Origin of the sequence: Halomonas sp. 111, assembly GCF_052379685.1 — a bacterium.
Classification (GTDB): Bacteria; Pseudomonadota; Gammaproteobacteria; order Pseudomonadales; family Halomonadaceae; genus Vreelandella; species Vreelandella citrativorans.
In genome coordinates this window covers 125,034-141,292 of the sequence record NZ_JBQSYV010000005.1, presented here as the reverse complement: position 1 = coordinate 141,292, position 16,259 = coordinate 125,034, and the positions used below count along the sequence as shown (strand labels likewise).

13 protein-coding genes are annotated in these 16,259 nt (G+C 54.8%); 8 read left to right on the top strand and 5 right to left on the bottom strand.

The genetic code is table 11. The features are described from left to right. Nucleotides 1-27: 27 nt before the first annotated feature. Together lolA and ACT3T7_RS05695 are read right to left on the bottom strand one after the other, a co-directional pair. Nucleotides 28-681: an outer membrane lipoprotein chaperone LolA gene (gene lolA, locus ACT3T7_RS05700; protein ID WP_172117176.1), complete on the bottom strand. Its 654-nt coding sequence runs from the start codon at nucleotides 679-681 to the stop codon at nucleotides 28-30. 237 nt (nucleotides 682-918) lie between these two features. Continuing rightward, nucleotides 919-4,206 carry a DNA translocase FtsK 4TM domain-containing protein gene (locus ACT3T7_RS05695; protein ID WP_444630322.1) on the bottom strand — a complete coding sequence of 1,096 codons (3,288 nt, stop codon included), beginning with the start codon at nucleotides 4,204-4,206 and terminating at the stop codon, nucleotides 919-921. Between the two features lie 118 nt (nucleotides 4,207-4,324). Here ACT3T7_RS05695 and aat point away from each other — a divergent pair, with 118 nt between their 5' ends. The 3 genes from aat to infA all read left to right on the top strand — a co-directional run bounded on the left by aat (nucleotide 4,325) and on the right by infA (nucleotide 6,217). Next, nucleotides 4,325-5,065, top strand: coding sequence for a leucyl/phenylalanyl-tRNA--protein transferase (gene aat, locus ACT3T7_RS05690; RefSeq protein WP_444630321.1), 741 nt, complete (start codon nucleotides 4,325-4,327; stop codon nucleotides 5,063-5,065). 39 nt (nucleotides 5,066-5,104) lie between these two features. After that, entirely contained in the window at nucleotides 5,105-5,839 is a 735-nt protein-coding gene (locus ACT3T7_RS05685) for an arginyltransferase (RefSeq protein WP_192527797.1), read from the top strand. Between the two features lie 159 nt (nucleotides 5,840-5,998). After that, nucleotides 5,999-6,217, top strand: coding sequence for a translation initiation factor IF-1 (gene infA / locus ACT3T7_RS05680; RefSeq protein WP_007111068.1), 219 nt, complete (start codon nucleotides 5,999-6,001; stop codon nucleotides 6,215-6,217). A 134-nt stretch (nucleotides 6,218-6,351) separates the two neighbouring features. Here infA and clpA read toward each other — a convergent pair whose 3' ends face one another. The 3 genes from clpA to ACT3T7_RS05665 form a co-directional block, all read right to left on the bottom strand. Then, a complete protein-coding gene (gene clpA, locus ACT3T7_RS05675) occupies nucleotides 6,352-8,625 on the bottom strand; it encodes an ATP-dependent Clp protease ATP-binding subunit ClpA (protein ID WP_444630320.1) in 2,274 nt (757 codons plus the stop codon). 139 nt (nucleotides 8,626-8,764) lie between these two features. Next, a complete protein-coding gene (clpS, locus tag ACT3T7_RS05670) occupies nucleotides 8,765-9,070 on the bottom strand; it encodes an ATP-dependent Clp protease adapter ClpS (RefSeq protein WP_444630341.1) in 306 nt (101 codons plus the stop codon). A 315-nt stretch (nucleotides 9,071-9,385) separates the two neighbouring features. Then, entirely contained in the window at nucleotides 9,386-11,620 is a 2,235-nt protein-coding gene (locus ACT3T7_RS05665) for an NADP-dependent isocitrate dehydrogenase (RefSeq protein WP_444630319.1), read from the bottom strand. Between the two features lie 231 nt (nucleotides 11,621-11,851). On the opposite strand from ACT3T7_RS05665, the gene ACT3T7_RS05660 reads away from it, so the two are divergent. The 5 genes from ACT3T7_RS05660 (at nucleotide 11,852) to purB (ending at nucleotide 16,250) form a co-directional block, all read left to right on the top strand. Beyond that, nucleotides 11,852-12,463, top strand: a complete 612-nt coding sequence (locus ACT3T7_RS05660; protein ID WP_444630318.1) for a pseudouridine synthase — start codon at nucleotides 11,852-11,854, stop codon at nucleotides 12,461-12,463. Next, the gene (locus tag ACT3T7_RS05655; protein ID WP_444630317.1) at nucleotides 12,460-12,915 is read left to right on the top strand and encodes an NUDIX domain-containing protein; all 456 of its coding nucleotides are present in this window, start codon (nucleotides 12,460-12,462) and stop codon (nucleotides 12,913-12,915) included. Before ACT3T7_RS05660 ends, ACT3T7_RS05655 begins: the two co-directional genes overlap by 4 nt. 73 nt (nucleotides 12,916-12,988) lie before the next feature. Then, nucleotides 12,989-14,146, top strand: coding sequence for a tRNA 2-thiouridine(34) synthase MnmA (gene mnmA, locus ACT3T7_RS05650; protein WP_444630316.1), 1,158 nt, complete (start codon nucleotides 12,989-12,991; stop codon nucleotides 14,144-14,146). Further along, nucleotides 14,143-14,784: a high frequency lysogenization protein HflD gene (gene hflD, locus ACT3T7_RS05645; protein WP_444630315.1), complete on the top strand. Its 642-nt coding sequence runs from the start codon at nucleotides 14,143-14,145 to the stop codon at nucleotides 14,782-14,784. Before mnmA ends, hflD begins: the two co-directional genes overlap by 4 nt. A gap of 77 nt (nucleotides 14,785-14,861) precedes the next feature. Then, nucleotides 14,862-16,250, top strand: coding sequence for an adenylosuccinate lyase (purB, locus tag ACT3T7_RS05640; protein ID WP_444630314.1), 1,389 nt, complete (start codon nucleotides 14,862-14,864; stop codon nucleotides 16,248-16,250). Nucleotides 16,251-16,259: the final 9 nt, after the last annotated feature.

The following is a 16,259-nucleotide window of genomic DNA, read 5'->3' as shown; positions in this document are numbered from 1 at the left end:
ATCATTCACGGGTAAACCGCCGACGTTTTAGAGCTCTTCACGAATAACGTCGGTGCCTTCCGGAATTTCGAAGTTAAACAGGCCACGGTCAATCGACCCGTTCTGGGTGATATCGCTAAACCGAATAAGCGTTTTTTGACCAGTGCTGTCCATCATCCAAAGCTCAGTGAGCGTGTCATTGTCAAACACCATGCTCAACTCTTCAAACAGCGTGTCTGCCGAGTTTGGGATCAGCGTGAACACATCTTCACCACTCTCCTGCTCATACACCACATCATAACTTGCCGTCAGGTCATTAATACTGCCAGAGAGCAGAAGCGCAGGCGTGTGCGTTACGCGGTCATCCATCGGCTGCACCGTTACCTGCTCAAGGTCCGGATCGTAGAGATAAACATCGTTGCCATCGGACACGACGACCTGCGTATAAGGCGCTTCGACTTCCCAACGCAACATACCTGGGCGTGAGAGCCACATTTCGCCACGCGCACTTTGCAAACGCTGGCCACTACCATCAAGAATCTGCTGCTCAAAGGTCGCCTGATAGCTTTCCAGGGGTTCCAGGCGCTCGGTTAAACGCTCAGCGGCATCATTGGCCCATGCAGCGGGGGTAGCAAACGTCAATCCAAGAGCGGCCGCGGCCAATGACAAGGGTGAAGAAAGCAGAGTTTGCGTGTCGCGCATAGTGTTCTCCCTGGGCATACGTTGTCGGGTTGAATAGACCTACGCTGCCGGATTGAAGCTGATAAAGTAGTACAGATGAAATAGTACGGATGAAATAGTACTGATAAACCAGTGCTGAGGACTTTCAACAACGTCCATGTGATTCTTCAGACGCGAAACGCGCCACGGGGTTTCATCCGCGGCGCGACTTTCACGCTTCTTGCACGATTACTAAATGCAGAATTACTAATTGCGGCATTAATGCCCCACCGGCGGTGGCGCTAATACTTCGCGGGCGCCGTTACTGCCCATGGCAGAAACGATCTGTGCCGCCTCCATGGCATCGACCAAGCGCGCGGCTCGGTTGTAACCAATCTTAAAGCGCCGCTGTACCGCAGAAATCGAGGCTTTTTTGGTTTCGGTCACAAACTGAACCGCTTCATCATAAAGTGCGTCCTGTTCAGCATCGTCGCCGTCACTGCCTTCTGCTTCAAGCCCCGTTAGCGCATCAGCCGAGACGCCGCCCGACAAAATTTCCTCAATGTATTCAGGGGTGCCGCGGCGCTTCCAATCCTCAACCACACGGTGCACTTCATCATCATCAACAAACGCGCCATGCACTCGATTAGGCGGACCGGAGCCCGCAGGCAAATACAGCATGTCGCCATGACCCAACAGGCTTTCAGCGCCGCCCTGGTCCAAAATCGTACGAGAATCGATCCGTGAAGAGACCTGAAATGCCATGCGCGAAGGAATATTCGCCTTAATCAAGCCCGTTACCACGTCCACCGAGGGGCGCTGGGTGGCCAGGATCAGGTGAATACCGGCTGCCCGCGCTTTTTGCGCCAGGCGCGCAATCAGCTCTTCCACCTTTTTGCCGACGATCATAAACATGTCGGCAAATTCGTCGATGACCACCACGATATAGGGCAGCTTCTCAAGCACTGGGGGCGTTTGGTGCATTTCCCAGGGTTGCGGCTCCCAAAGCGGGTCAGCTACCTGAGCACCTGCCCGCTCGGCTTCATCCAATCGGCCGTTAAAGCCGGCAATATTACGCACGCCCATGGCGGCCATCAGCTTATAGCGGCGCTCCATTTCAGCGACACACCAACGCAGGCTATTGGCGGCCTCTTTCATATCGGTCACGACCGGTGCCAGCAGATGCGGAATACCGTCGTAGACCGAAAGCTCCAGCATCTTAGGGTCCACCATGATGAGCTTAAGCTCATCTGGCGTGGCTTTCAGCAGCATCGAAATCAGCATTGCGTTAACACCTACTGATTTACCTGAACCGGTGGTGCCCGCCACCAACAGATGGGGCATCTTGCCGAGGTTGGCAATCACAGGCCCACCACCGATATCCTGGCCAAGCGCCATGGTCAGCGGTGAGGTTTCCTGCTGATAGCGCTCGGAGTCGATGACTTCACGCAGACGAATCATTGCCCGATGCGGGTTGGGAATTTCGATCCCAACGGTAGGCCGCCCTGGAATCACCTCAACCACGCGCACGCTTTTTACCATTAGCGAGCGGGCCAGGTCTTTGGAAAGATTACTGATCTTGGACGCTTTAACCCCTGCCGCCGGCTTGATTTCAAATCGCGTGATGACGGGGCCAGGCCATGTATCGACCACTTCTGCTTTTACGCCATATTCGCGCAGCCGCACTTCCAGCAGCTCTGCCATATTGGCCAGCTGTTCGTCTGTGTAGTTCGGCTGATGCGGCTCAGCGGGCGTTAGCAGTTGAAGGCTGGGCACATCGCCTTCCGGTTCTGGCAACGTCTCAAAAGCAGGCCGCTGATTTTGCAGGTGCTCAACTGTCCAGAGCGTCGGCCCACTGTCGGCTTCATTGACCACATTATCCGCAGAGAAGGTCGGCTCATGGCGTGCAGTGTTGGCGGGCAAAGGCGTAGGGCTAAGTAAGGGTTCATCTTCATCCTCTTCCCATACCGGCTCAGGAACGACTTCAGGCACCCTCTCACGGCGGGGCTCAGTATATGAAGGCGTAGCGGTAAGTGAAGGCTCACTTTGAGGCGCCACCTCAGGCTGATCAAACGCGCTTAGCCTGGGTTCGCTTAGCCTGGGCTCGCTTGGCCTAGACTCAGGGCGCAGAGGCGTGTCTTCCTGAACCGCCTGCTCTTTCTCATTCCAGCCATCGTACTGCCACTCTTCCTTTTTCAAGCCCCCTGTTCTCAAGCTCTGTGTTTTCATGCCCTGTTCACTGTCCCGCTCATCATCTTGCTCGCTGCCCTGTTCATCGTCTCGCGCTTCGTCGGCCTCCTCTTCTTGGCGAAAGAAGCGTGAGGCAGCGGGCACCGCAGTATCGTCTTCACGAGAAGCGCGTAACGACATCGGCGATTCAGGCGTTGATGATTCAACGGCTGGAGCAGCGTCGTTGTGAGGCGCTGGTTCAGGGATAATCTCAGGTTCAAGCGCTTTGGACAGCTCAGAAGTGCGATCAGCGTTGATCGATACTGGTTCATCACTCTCCGCTGTTTTTGGGCTCACCGCCTCAGGCGTTGGCGCTTGCGCGGGTTCTGGTTCTGATGCTGCTTCTGGCTGCGGTACAGCGTCAGGCTCAGTGGCCGTTACCACCGCAGGCTTGGTCTGTGTTTCGGCAGCCGTCGCTGCCGCTGAAAAAGCGCTCGCTGCCCAAGGAATCGACGTATCGTTTGTGGTCGCCGCAGGCGTTTCTTGCGCGGCAAGCGGTGCCGAGAACTCGGGCTCGCGACGTTCACGATGGGTATCGCGGCTGGTTTTGGCTTTAGGTGCTCGTGGAGGCTCTTCCGCTTTTGGCGCAGGCTTTAAAGAGGCACGCAGCGCAGCCCGCTCGCGGCGTTTCTCACGACTTTTTTCCCGGCGGGCACTCAACCAGCCACCAACACGGCATAAGCGGCGACCTACTTCATCCGCCACCCGCAGCCAGGACGTACCGCTAAACAGCGGAAAGCCAATCAGTATCAAGGCCGCAGCGATTAGTCCCACACCACCGCTGCCGACCAGTGGTTTGAGGGTATTGACCAACCCTTCCCCCAAAATACCGCCAGAGGCATAGGGTAAAATGCTGTTAGGGTGATAAAAGTGCAGCGCTCCCAGCATGGTCGTGCCAAACATCAGCAGCACCAGACCGCCAGCATGCACGGCAACCGCCACGGGGTCGAACTCAAAACGCACCTGACGCGAGCGCATTAGCCACCATGCGGTAAAGCCAAACATACCCGGCCACCACAAAGCACTAGCCCCCAGCAACGAATACAGCACATCCGCAAGCCAAGCGCCGACCGGCCCCATCCAATTGCGAACGTCCGTTTCAGGCCCCTGGTAAGACCAACCAGGATCTTCCGGATGATAACTAAACAGTGCTAATAATAAAAAAACGCACAGCGCCAGCAGTACCACTACTACGCCTTCACGCACCGAGCCTTGCAAGCGCAGACCGAACCGGCGAGCTTTATCTTTCGCGGCTTTAACCCGCGCAGAAGAGGCCGAAGATGGTGCTTGACGCGAATTACGCTGCGTTCGCTTGTCTACCGCCTTATTCACTTTCAAGCGATTCTCCCTTTACACCTCAATGGTGTCTTTAATCCACTTGCGAGTTTGCATCATACCGAGCATCCTTGCGCCGTCACAGAGCTTCTCATCAAGTGCTCAGTAACAGGAGCAAGTAATGCTACCTTGGCTTTCTTCGCCATACCCAACCTTTCCGCCTACCCGCATTGCCATGGACTCGCCCAATGGGCTGCTGGCAGCAGGTGGCGAGCTTTCTCCGCGCTGGCTGGTGGAAGCGTACCGGCGCGGTATTTTCCCATGGTACAGCGATGACGACCCCATTTTATGGTGGAGTCCCGATCCGCGCATGGTACTACGCCCTGAGCAGTTCAAGCTGCGGCGTAGCTTAGCAAAACGACTGCGCAATGGGGGCTTTAACATCACCGTTAATCAACAGTTTGAACAGGTCATTAATGCCTGTGCTGCGCCACGCGATGAAGACGCAGGCACCTGGATCACCGTTGATATGTACAATGCCTACGTAGCGCTTCACCGTCTAGGGATTGCACACAGTATCGAGGTCCATCACGCCGGCCAATTGGTAGGTGGCCTTTATGGTTTAGCGATGGGACCGGTATTTTTCGGCGAATCGATGTTTTCGAACATCGCCGATGCCTCTAAAGTAGCCCTTGCTCACTTGGCGGGCGCTATGCAGGCACATGGTGGCAAGTTGATTGATTGCCAAATGCACACACCGCACCTTGCAAGCATGGGTGCGACAACAGTCGCCCGAGAGACGTTCATCAACTACCTTGAACAGTGGTTGCCCGAAGCGGCGTTTAATGTGTCATCACATGAGGCATTGTCAGTGCCTGCATCCCCCTGGCTAGAAGCGGTATCGCGCTATAACACCCCGTGATGCTGGCTGGGTTGGGTTAATTTATCAAGGAGGCAAGCTTTGAGTAGTAATACTCCGCGTCGGCCGGTGCGGGACCTACGCTTCTTCCTTACCGTGCCTCATGCCTGCAGCTATTTACCCGGCAAAGAAGCGACAACGCTTTTTCTTGACCCGCAAGAGTCTCCCGTTCGGGGCGTATATGACTCGCTGGCGCTACTCGGGTTTCGGCGCAGTGGTCGGCATCTCTACCGGCCCCACTGTGAAAACTGTAATGCCTGCCAGTCCGTGCGTATTCCTGTTGAGCCCTTTGCGCCCAACCGCTCCCAGCGCAAGGTGTGGCGACGGAACGCAGATATCACCACCCGCGTCGTTCCTGCACGCTATGAGGCGCGACACTATGAGCTCTATGCACACTATATTCGCCATCGCCATGCCGATGGTGACATGTACCCACCCAATCGTGAACAGTACCGCACGTTTTTAACTCTGGAGGAGCCGTATGCCTACCTGCTGGAGATGTATGCAGGCTCGGAGCTGGTGGCCGTATCGGCATTTGATCAGCTAGAGCATGGTCTTTCGGCCATTTACACGTTTTTTGGTGTTGGCGATGCACTAGACAGGCGCTCTTTAGGCACCCTTGCTATCCTTCAGCTCATTGCGCTGACGCGTGAAAAAGGCCTATCCCACCTGTATTTAGGGTACTGGATCGAAGAGTGTCGTAAAATGCGCTACAAGCAGGATTTTTCTCCCATTGAAGTACTGGATGGGCGTTACTGGCGGCCCTTAATTCGCTAAAGCCAGCAAATTAAGCCAGCTTTTTTGCCTTGACGACGGGCTTACGGCACAATATAGCGCTGTTTCTTAAGTGTCAGCCTTCTGACCCTTAAAACCTGAAACGGTTTTGGTTTGCTAACTACGTTAAAAACTACGTTAAATAAGTGAGGATCTGCCTATATGGCACGCGAAGATCATATTGAAATGGAAGGTGTTATCGTTGATACCCTTCCCAACACCATGTTCCGTGTTGAGCTTGAGAACGGTCACGTTGTAACCGCTCATATCTCCGGCAAAATGCGTAAAAACTATATCCGCATTCTGACGGGCGATAAAGTGAAAGTGGAACTAACGCCGTACGATCTTTCCAAAGGCCGCATTGTCTACCGTTCGCGCTAAGCCTTTATAACGCCTTTTCAGCCAGCACGCAGTACGGCGCCGTTACCTGTATACGACAACGCCCCGTCGAAGACAGGGCGCTGTGCATACGGTATGATTAGGCGCTACGCATTAAGGCGATCTTAGCGCCCTTTTCAGGGCGCATCCGCCATCTCAGTCTCGGTGGAGAGATGCAGCTCCCCCTCCTCCAGACTGACATGCACAATACCGCCATTATCGGCCAACTCGCCAAACAGAATCATTTCAGCAAGCGGCTTTTTCAGCTTCTCTTGAATCAAGCGCGCCATGGGGCGAGCACCCATATCCGGATCGTAACCTTTCTCGGCTAACCAGTCCCGGGCCGCATCATCAACCTCAAGCTGTACACGTTTCTCGTCCAGCTGCGCCTGCAGTTCAATCAAGAACTTGTCGACCACGTTACGCACAACAGACGTCGGTAATGAATGGAACTGAATGATACCGTCCAAGCGGTTACGGAACTCCGGCGAGAACGTACGGCGGATAACTTCCATCGCATCAGTTGAGTGATCCTGGCTTTGGAAACCGATAGAGCGACGCGAGGCCTGCTCGGCACCTGCGTTAGAGGTCATGATGACAATAACATGGCGGAAGTCAGCTTCACGTCCGTTGTTATCCGTCAGGCGACCATGGTCCATGACCTGCAGCAGCAGGTTAAAGACTTCCGGGTGCGCTTTCTCAATCTCATCCAACAACAGTACGCAGTGTGGCTGCTTGGTCACTGCCTCGGTTAACAGCCCGCCCTGGTCATACCCGACATAGCCGGGAGGCGCACCGATCAAGCGCGATACGGTGTGACGCTCCATGTATTCCGACATATCAAAGCGCACAAGCTCGATACCCATGATATGGGCAAGCTGCTTGGCCACTTCGGTTTTACCTACACCCGTCGGCCCGGCAAACAGGAAGCTACCTACCGGCTTATCGGGCGATTTAAGCCCTGCGCGCGAGAGCTTGATAGCGGCAGAGAGCGTATCAATGGCTTCGTCCTGCCCGAACACCAGCATTTTCAGGTCACGATCGAGCTTCTCAAGCAGCTTGCGGTCCGAGCTGGAAACGCTCTTCGGCGGAATGCGCGCGATAGAGGCCACAATGGCTTCCACCTGCTCTACATCAATGGTGTTTTTGCGCACTTCAGGTGGCAGTAGCCGCTGGTGAGCGCCCGCCTCGTCAATGACGTCAATGGCCTTATCCGGCAAATGACGATCATTGATGTAACGATCGGCTAAACGTGCTGCACTTTCCAGCGCACCATCGGTGTACTTAAGCTCGTGGTGCTCTTCAAAGCGAGAGCGCAACCCTTTAAGAATCTTGATCGTATCGTCAACCGAGGGCGCGAGTACGTCGACTTTCTGGAAGCGACGCGCCAATGCACGATCTTTTTCAAAAATACCGCGAAACTCCTGGAACGTCGTGGAGCCAATACAGCGCAGCTCACCTGAGGAGAGCAGCGGCTTAAGCAGGTTAGAGGCGTCCATTACGCCACCGGACGCGGCACCCGCACCGATAATCGTATGAATCTCATCAATAAACAGTACAGCATTGGGCTGCTTGCGCAGCTCGCTCAGCAGGCTTTTTAGACGTTTTTCAAAATCGCCGCGGTATTTGGTTCCGGCAAGCAGCGCGCCCATATCCAGCGAATAAACTACGGCGTCTGCAATAACGTCCGGAACGTCTTCTTCAACGATACGCTTGGCAAGGCCTTCGGCCACAGCGGTCTTACCTACGCCTGCCTCGCCCACTAGCAGCGGGTTGTTTTTACGCCGACGCGCCAGAATCTGCACAACGCGCTCAAGCTCGTGGTCACGGCCAATCAACGGGTCAATTTTGCCCAGGCGAGCCTGCTCGTTCAGGTTAGTGGCATATCCAGTCAACGGATGCGCCCCACCTTCACTTGCGCCCTCTTCGACCTCCTCACCCTCTTGCGATGATGACGGCGCCTGGCCATGGCCTGCTACTTTGGAAATGCCGTGGGCGATGTAGTTAACCGCATCGACACGGGCAACGCTTTGCTGCTTGAGGAAATAGACCGCTTGGCTTTCCTGCTCAGAAAAAATGGCCACCAATACATTGGCGCCGGTAACTTCGCTTTTGCCTGACGACTGAACATGGAAAACCGCCCGCTGTAGCACACGCTGAAAACCAAGCGTTGGCTGCGTTTCACGGTCCCCATGGCCTTCGGGAATAAGTGGTGTGGTTGAATTAATAAAATCCTGCAGATCGGACCGCAGCTTGTCGAGGTTTGCCCCACACGCTTTTAAGACATCAACTGCTGAGGCATTATCCAGCAACGCTAACAGTAGGTGCTCAACGGTCATGAACTCGTGGCGCTTTGAGCGGGCCACGGTAAAAGCCGTGTTCAGGGTCAGTTCAAGTTCTTTGCTCAGCATGGCAGTCCCCTTTTCGCTACTACCTAGGGCATTTCGCCACCTAGGACTTGCGTCGGATCAATTTAGTCGACCGGCACTTTCAACATCGGGTACAAATGGCAGGGTTGCAAGCCTCACCGACAAAATTTTATCAACCCTTTCAATTTGCGGCTTCAATATCACTCATTAACGGGTGTTCGCATTCACGTGCATACTCATTAACCTGATGGCATTTGGTCTCTGCAATATCTCGTGTAAAAACACCACAGGTCGCTTTTCCTTGGGTATGCACCGCCAGCATTGTTTGCACCGCTTTTTCGCTATCCATACCGAAAAACTCTTGCAGCACTTCAATAACGAAATCCATAGGCGTGTAGTCGTCGTTATGCAGCACGACTTTGTATAGAGGCGGTTGTGCTAACGCGGGCTCAGCAGACTGAGTCGCTACATCCCCATCATCAGGCATTTCAGGCCGCGTCATACCGGCCATCGCATATGACATTGCGGTTACATCAACCGTCGTCATACCGAACATTGTCATATCAAACATTGGAATAGACATAGATCGCACTGTTGGTTCTCTCAAGACGCATAAAACGACCTAGTCGAAACGACTCCACCTTTGCAGCCGCAAGGGTAACCCGTCAAAGACTATGACGCTTAAGTTCTACAAGGGTTCACATGGCATCCAAAATATCATACTTCAAAAGTCAAAAACCCCCGTTCTTTATTGGAACGAGGGTTTCGCTTTCACGCCCTCATCAACGAGGGCATTTTAGCCTTAACCTTTTGCCACCACGGCTAACGCATCGTTTAACGTTTTGCTCGGGCGCATGGCTTGGCTTGCCAGCTCACCGTTCGGACGGAAATAGCCCTGAATATCAACGGCTTTTCCTTGAACATCGTTAAGTTCTGCAACGATGGTTTGCTCATTGGCTTCCAGCTTCTCAGCCAACTGAGCAAACAGCGCTTTCAGCTCAGCATCGTCATTCTGAGCGGCCAGCGCTTCTGCCCAATAAAGTGCCAGGTAGAAGTGGCTACCACGGTTATCAAGCTCACCGACCTTACGTGAAGGCGACTTGTTGCTATCCAGGAACTTGCCGTTGGCTTCATCAAGCGTCTTCGCCAGCACCGTGGCACGTGCGTTGCCGAAGGTGCTGCCCAGGTGCTCAAGCGATGCCGCCAGCGCGAGGAATTCGCCCAGCGAGTCCCAACGCAGGTGGTTCTCTTCCAGGAACTGCTGAACGTGCTTGGGTGCACTACCGCCCGCGCCAGTTTCAAACAGACCACCGCCATTCATCAGCGGAACGATAGACAGCATCTTCGCGCTGGTGCCCAGTTCCATGATCGGGAACAGGTCGGTCAGATAGTCGCGCAGCACGTTGCCGGTGACAGAAATGGTGTCTTCGCCTTTGCGGATACGCTCAAGCGATACCGCCATGGCATCAACCGGCGCCAGGATACGAATATCCAGGCCGTTGGTATCGTGATCGTTAAGGTACGCTTCTACCTTCTTGATCAGTTGCGCATCATGAGCGCGGTTAGCATCCAGCCAGAAAATAGCCGGAACGCCGCTTTCGCGCGCACGCGTAACCGCAAGCTTCACCCAGTCCTGAATCGGCGCGTCTTTGGTCTGGCACATACGCCAGATATCGCCTGCTTCAACGTCATGGCTAAACAGCGTGTTGCCATTTTCGTCCGTCACCACCACGGTGCCATCGGCAGCGATCTGGAAGGTTTTATCGTGGGAGCCGTACTCTTCGGCTTTTTGCGCCATCAGGCCCACGTTAGGCACGCTACCCATGGTGGTCGGGTCAAACGCACCGTGCTTTTTGCAATCTTCGATCACCGCTTGATAGATAGTCGCGTAGCAACGATCGGGAATAACCGCTTTGGTGTCGTGCAATTGGTCATCGGCACCCCACATTTTACCGGAGTCACGAATCATCGCCGGCATGGAGGCATCGATGATCACATCAGAAGGCACGTGAAGATTGGTAATGCCCTTGTGGGAGTTCACCATCGCCATCGGCGGGCGCTCTTGGTAAAGCGCTTCGATATCACCTTTGATAGCGTCTTGCTGGTCGCTGGGCAGCGACTCAATGGCACTGTAGAGATCGCCAATACCGCTATTAGGGTTAAAGCCAGCTGACTTCAGCGCATCGGCGTGCTTTTCAAGTGCAGCTTTGTAGAACTCTTCAACCACGATGCCGAACATGATCGGGTCGGAAACCTTCATCATGGTGGCTTTCAGGTGGAGCGAGAACAGTACATTGCGCGCCTTGGCATCGCTGATTTCGCTGTCGATAAAGCTGCGCAGGCGACGGCTGCTCATGCAGGCAGCATCAATCACTTCGCCTTCAAGAACGGCCAGGCCTTCTTTTAGGACAGTTGTGGAGCCATCTTTTTGCTGCAGCTCAATCTTGAGCTTGCCGGCTTTTTCCATAACGGCGGATTGCTCGCTGCCGTAGAAGTCGCCTTCGCTCATGTGAGCCACGTGAGACTGAGAGTCGCTGCTCCACTCGCCCATGCGATGCGGGTACTTGCGCGCGTAGTTCTTGACCGACTTCGGCGCACGACGATCAGAGTTACCTTCACGCAGTACCGGGTTTACCGCACTACCTTTGGCCTTATCGTAAGCCGCTTTGATAGCTTTTTCTGCGTCGTTTTTAGGCTCTTCCGGGTACTCCGGCAGCGGGTAGCCTTGGCCTTGAAGCTCTTTGATCGTGGCTTTCAGCTGCGGGCCAGAGGCACTGATATTGGGCAGCTTGATAATATTGGCTTCAGGCGTGGTGGCTAACTTGCCAAGCTCTGCCAGGTCATCACTAACGCGCTGCTCGTCGTTAAGCAGGTCAGGGAACTGGGCCAACACACGTGCCGCCAATGAAATGTCGCGTGTCTCGACTTCAATCCCGGCCGGGTCTGTAAAAGCATCGATAATCGGTAACAGGGAATATGTCGCGAGCGCAGGGGCTTCGTCGGTGAGCGTATAAATGATCTTCGGCGTTTGGGACATTTTTGCGTTAACCTCTTTTCTCTGTCGCTTTAGTTATAAAATACTAAGCTACGCGGCTCATTCGACGATAGACCGTGCCGCGAAGCGCGCTGAGCAGCTCAATCTAGCTGCCTTGATATCACTTCGGTGGTGTTGACGACGACTCCAGCGGTCACGCAGGAGTATACCAGCGCTGCACTTTAACCGCATGCGAGATTGTCGACAAATCCGGCGCAAGATGTAAGAGACGTTATGAGCAGCCTATATTTACTCCACAAACCCTACCGCATGCTCTCCCAATTTACCGATAACGAAGGGCGGGCTACCCTTGCCGATGTTATTAAGGTGCCCGGTGTTTATGCGGCTGGACGACTTGATTATGACTCTGAAGGTCTGCTGTTACTCAGTGATGACGGTGCGCTCATCCATCGAATTGCGCACCCTCGCCACAAACAGCCCAAAACGTATTGGGTACAGCTTGAAGGTCAGATCGACGACACCGCGCTTAATGCGTTGCGGGCCGGAATTACCTTGAAGGACGGCCCTACCCGCCCTGCCAAAGCTCGACTAATAGCGCCACCGGCACTTGTCCCTCGCGAACCAGCCATCGACCCCAAACGCCACCCCTCCACTAGCTGGTTGGAACTGACCATTAGCGAGGGCCGTAACCGCCAGGTACGCCGGATGACCGCCCACGTCGGGTTTCCCACGCTACGCTTGATTCGTGCCTCGATAGGGGCCTGGCAGTTGGGTGATTTACAGCCTGGTGAATGGCGCAAGGAAACCCTGCATGCCCCAAGGAAGGCGCCAGGCACCCAGCGCTCGGGCAAACCGCCTGCCTCGCGCCAGCGAAAGCCCTCATGAGCGCTACTCGAAGCAGTGCCATTCACAGTACGGCCGCCTGTGTTATTCAACGTTTCGACCGCTTTTTGCTGGTTGAAGAAGCCAAGGGCGGCCCAACTACCGTTTTTAACCAACCGGCGGGACATGTTGAGTTGGGCGAAGGCCCTATGGCGGCAATCGTACGGGAAGTGCAAGAAGAAACGGCCTGGCAGGTGACACTTACGGGCTATTTAGGACTCTATGTTTTTCACGCAAAGAGTGGCCAGACCTTTCACAGCCACGGGTTTCTTGCCGAGCCGCTTAAGCAGCTAGACACCCCACTGGACCGTGACATTGTGGCGACTCACTGGCTAACGCTTGACGAAATTCGCGCCTTAAAAGACGCAAACCGCTTAAGAAGCCCCTTGGTACTCAAACGCATTGAGGACGCTATCTGCGAACGCTGCTATCCATTAAGCGTCATTCAAGAGTGAAGCACTCGAAGCACCAACCCCCCATCGTGTATAATCACCGCCCAATTGCATACCACTTCAACCGAGGATGCCAATGACATCCACCAATGGCTCGCCCACTACCGAGGCGCCCGCCGCAGGCAAAGTAATTGTCGGCATGTCGGGTGGCGTCGATTCGTCTGTCTCCGCTCTTATCCTGCAGCAGCAGGGTTACGAGGTGGAAGGCCTGTTCATGAAGAACTGGGACGAAGACGACGGCACTGAATACTGCACGGCAAAGGAAGACCTTGCCGACGCCGAAGCAGTATGTGCCAAGCTGGGCATCAAGCTGCATACGGCTAACTTTGCCGCCGAGTACTGGGATAACGTGTTTGAACACTTCCTGGAAGAGTACAAGGCCGGGCGCACGCCCAACCCCGACATCCTGTGCAACCGGGAAATCAAGTTTAAAGTATTTCTTGAATACGCCGAAATGCTGGGCGCCGAGAAGATCGCCACCGGTCACTATGTGCGTGAAGGACGGGTCCGCCAAGGCACCAGCGGTGTTCGCCCTCGCCTGCTTAAAGGGCTGGACGGTAACAAGGATCAGAGTTACTTCCTGCACGCGGTGCCCGAAGCGGCTATCGCCCGCACGCTGTTCCCGGTGGGTGAGCTGGAAAAACCCGCCGTTCGTGCGCTTGCCGAAGAACACGACCTGATCACCGCCAAAAAGAAAGACTCCACGGGTATCTGCTTTATCGGCGAACGGCGCTTCCGTGACTTTTTACAGCAGTATCTACCCGCGCAACCCGGCAAAATTGAAACGCCTGAAGGCGATGTGATTGGCGACCACATGGGGCTGATGTACTACACCCTGGGGCAACGCCAAGGGCTGGGAATTGGCGGGCTTGCTAACTACTCCGAAGACCCATGGTACGTAGCGGCAAAAGATTTAGAGCGTAACGTGCTGGTCGTGGTACAAGGCAAGCACCATCCGCTGCTTTTTTCGGATACGTTGGCCACCGAGGCCATGGACTGGGTCGCAGGCGAACCACCCGCGGCGTCAGGCCGGTTTACCGCCAAAACCCGCTACCGGCAGAGCGACTGCCCCTGTGAAATGCGCACGTTGCCCGATGGCGGCGTTGAAGTGACGTTCGATGACCCGCAGTGGGCGGTGACGCCCGGCCAATCGTTGGTACTTTACGATGGCGATATCTGTTTGGGCGGCGGCGTTATTCGCGCGATCTGGAATGCCACGGAGACTGCCGCATGAGCACCCCCACTCCCATTCACCGGGCGCCTGACTCACCCGCTATACGCCAGGCACTTGCCCTGGCCGGTGTGTTTCAAGCAGCCAGCCTGGTGGATGAGCTAGCGCGCACCGGCCAAGTGGATACCCGCTCCTGGGACACGCTGATTGAAGCAACCGTGGATACCAACCCGGAAAACTTTGAAGCGATCTATGGCGGCCACCCCAACAACCTGCGCCGTGGCCTTGAAACGCTTGAGGCGCTGGTAGGCCGTAAGCAGGCCAACCCGGTAGTGCTGCGCTACGGTTTTACGATTTTACTGGTCATGAATAAGCTGCGCACCAACAACGACATGATGGATTCTCTGGGCCAGCACCTTACCCGCATTCAGGGTCAGGCCGAACACTTTAGCGCTACCCATGAAAACGTCATCTCAAGCCTCGGCGAAGCTTACAAGGAAACGGTTTCCACGTTTAAAACGCGCATTGTAGTGCAGGGTGACCCCTCATTACTGCAAAGCCGTATGATGCCGGAACGCGTGCGTGCCTGCTTATTGTCAGGCATTCGGTTTGGGCTCTTATGGCATCAGCAGGGTGGACGCCGCTGGAAGTTGATTTTTCAGCGCAAAGCTCTGCGCCGTGCGCTGGATAGCCTCGGTTAACGCTTTTAAATGGCGGATATTGCGCCTCTTTACTTTTTCCCGACTCACCTGTTCTTGAACTACTTGGAAACGATGCCATGCAACTCTCCGCTTTGACTGCTCTCTCTCCTGTTGACGGTCGCTACAGCGCCAAAGCGTCCGCGCTGCGCGAACACTTCAGTGAATTTGGCCTGATACGCGCCCGCGTAATTGTAGAAGTACGCTGGTTGCAGCGCATGGCGGAGCACCATCAAATCGTTGAAGTGCCGCCTCTTTCCGCCGAGGCGACCGCCTTTCTTGAGCAGTTAGTGGGTGAGTTTTCGATTGCTGATGCCGAACGTATCAAAGAGATTGAGCGGACGACCAATCATGATGTGAAAGCCGTCGAGTACTTCCTGAAAGAGAAAATTGCTAGCAACGCCGAACTGAACGAAGTGACCGAGTTCATTCACTTTGCGTGCACCTCGGAAGACATCAACAACCTGTCTTACGGCGTAATGCTGGCCGATGGCCTTAAAGCACTGTTGCCTACCATGCACGAAGTAGCCGATGAAGTGGCCAAGCTCGCGATTACCCACGCTGCTCAGCCAATGCTCTCGCGCACCCACGGCCAAACAGCAAGCCCCACCACGCTTGGCAAAGAGATGGCTAACGTAGCCTACCGCTTAAAGCGCCAACTCAAGCAGATCGAACGCGTTGAAATTTTGGGTAAAATCAACGGCGCCGTTGGCAACTACAATGCTCACTTAACCACCTACCCCGACATCGACTGGGAAGCCAATGCGCGCACCTTCGTCGAAGGGCTGGGACTAAGCTTCAACCCTTACACGACGCAAATTGAGCCGCACGACTACATTGCCGAGCTGTTCGATGCGGTATGCCGTTTCAACACCATTTTGATCGACTTTGATCGTGACGTTTGGGGTTATATTTCGCTGGGTTACTTCAAGCAGCGCACGGTTGAAGGCGAAATCGGCTCGTCTACGATGCCGCACAAGGTTAATCCTATCGACTTTGAAAACTCGGAAGGCAATCTCGGCCTGGCAAACGCCGTACTTGCTCACCTGGCGCAAAAACTGCCCATTTCCCGCTGGCAACGCGACTTGACCGACTCCACCGTACTGCGCAATTTAGGTGTAGGTTTGGCGTATGGCCTGATTGGCTATCACGCCAGCTTAAAAGGCATCAGCAAACTGGAAGCCAACCCTGAGCGCTTAGCCGCCGACCTGGATAACAGCTGGGAAGTGCTGGCCGAGCCGATTCAAACCGTTATGCGCCGCTACGGTATTGAAAAACCCTACGAAAAACTTAAAGAGCTGACACGTGGCAAGCGTATTGATCAGGCAGGCTTTGCCGCCTTCATTGATACCCTTGAGCTGCCAGACGACGTTAAAGCAGCGCTAAAAGAGCTCTCCCCGGCAAGCTATATTGGTAATGCACAAGCGCAAGCTGAAGCACTTACTCAACGCCTGGGCAGCTTGTCATAAGCGCTGCGG

Coding starts and splice junctions, on each gene's coding strand:
- ACT3T7_RS05665 (WP_444630319.1), bottom strand. CDS start 11,620: ATGTCCCAAACGCCGAAGATCATTTATACGCTCACCGACGAAGCCCCT.
- mnmA (WP_444630316.1), top strand. CDS start 12,989: ATGACATCCACCAATGGCTCGCCCACTACCGAGGCGCCCGCCGCAGGC.
- clpA (WP_444630320.1), bottom strand. CDS start 8,625: ATGCTGAGCAAAGAACTTGAACTGACCCTGAACACGGCTTTTACCGTG.
- ACT3T7_RS05655 (WP_444630317.1), top strand. CDS start 12,460: ATGAGCGCTACTCGAAGCAGTGCCATTCACAGTACGGCCGCCTGTGTT.
- infA (WP_007111068.1), top strand. CDS start 5,999: ATGGCACGCGAAGATCATATTGAAATGGAAGGTGTTATCGTTGATACC.
- ACT3T7_RS05660 (WP_444630318.1), top strand. CDS start 11,852: ATGAGCAGCCTATATTTACTCCACAAACCCTACCGCATGCTCTCCCAA.
- purB (WP_444630314.1), top strand. CDS start 14,862: ATGCAACTCTCCGCTTTGACTGCTCTCTCTCCTGTTGACGGTCGCTAC.
- lolA (WP_172117176.1), bottom strand. CDS start 681: ATGCGCGACACGCAAACTCTGCTTTCTTCACCCTTGTCATTGGCCGCG.
- aat (WP_444630321.1), top strand. CDS start 4,325: ATGCTACCTTGGCTTTCTTCGCCATACCCAACCTTTCCGCCTACCCGC.
- clpS (WP_444630341.1), bottom strand. CDS start 9,070: ATGCCTGATGATGGGGATGTAGCGACTCAGTCTGCTGAGCCCGCGTTA.
- hflD (WP_444630315.1), top strand. CDS start 14,143: ATGAGCACCCCCACTCCCATTCACCGGGCGCCTGACTCACCCGCTATA.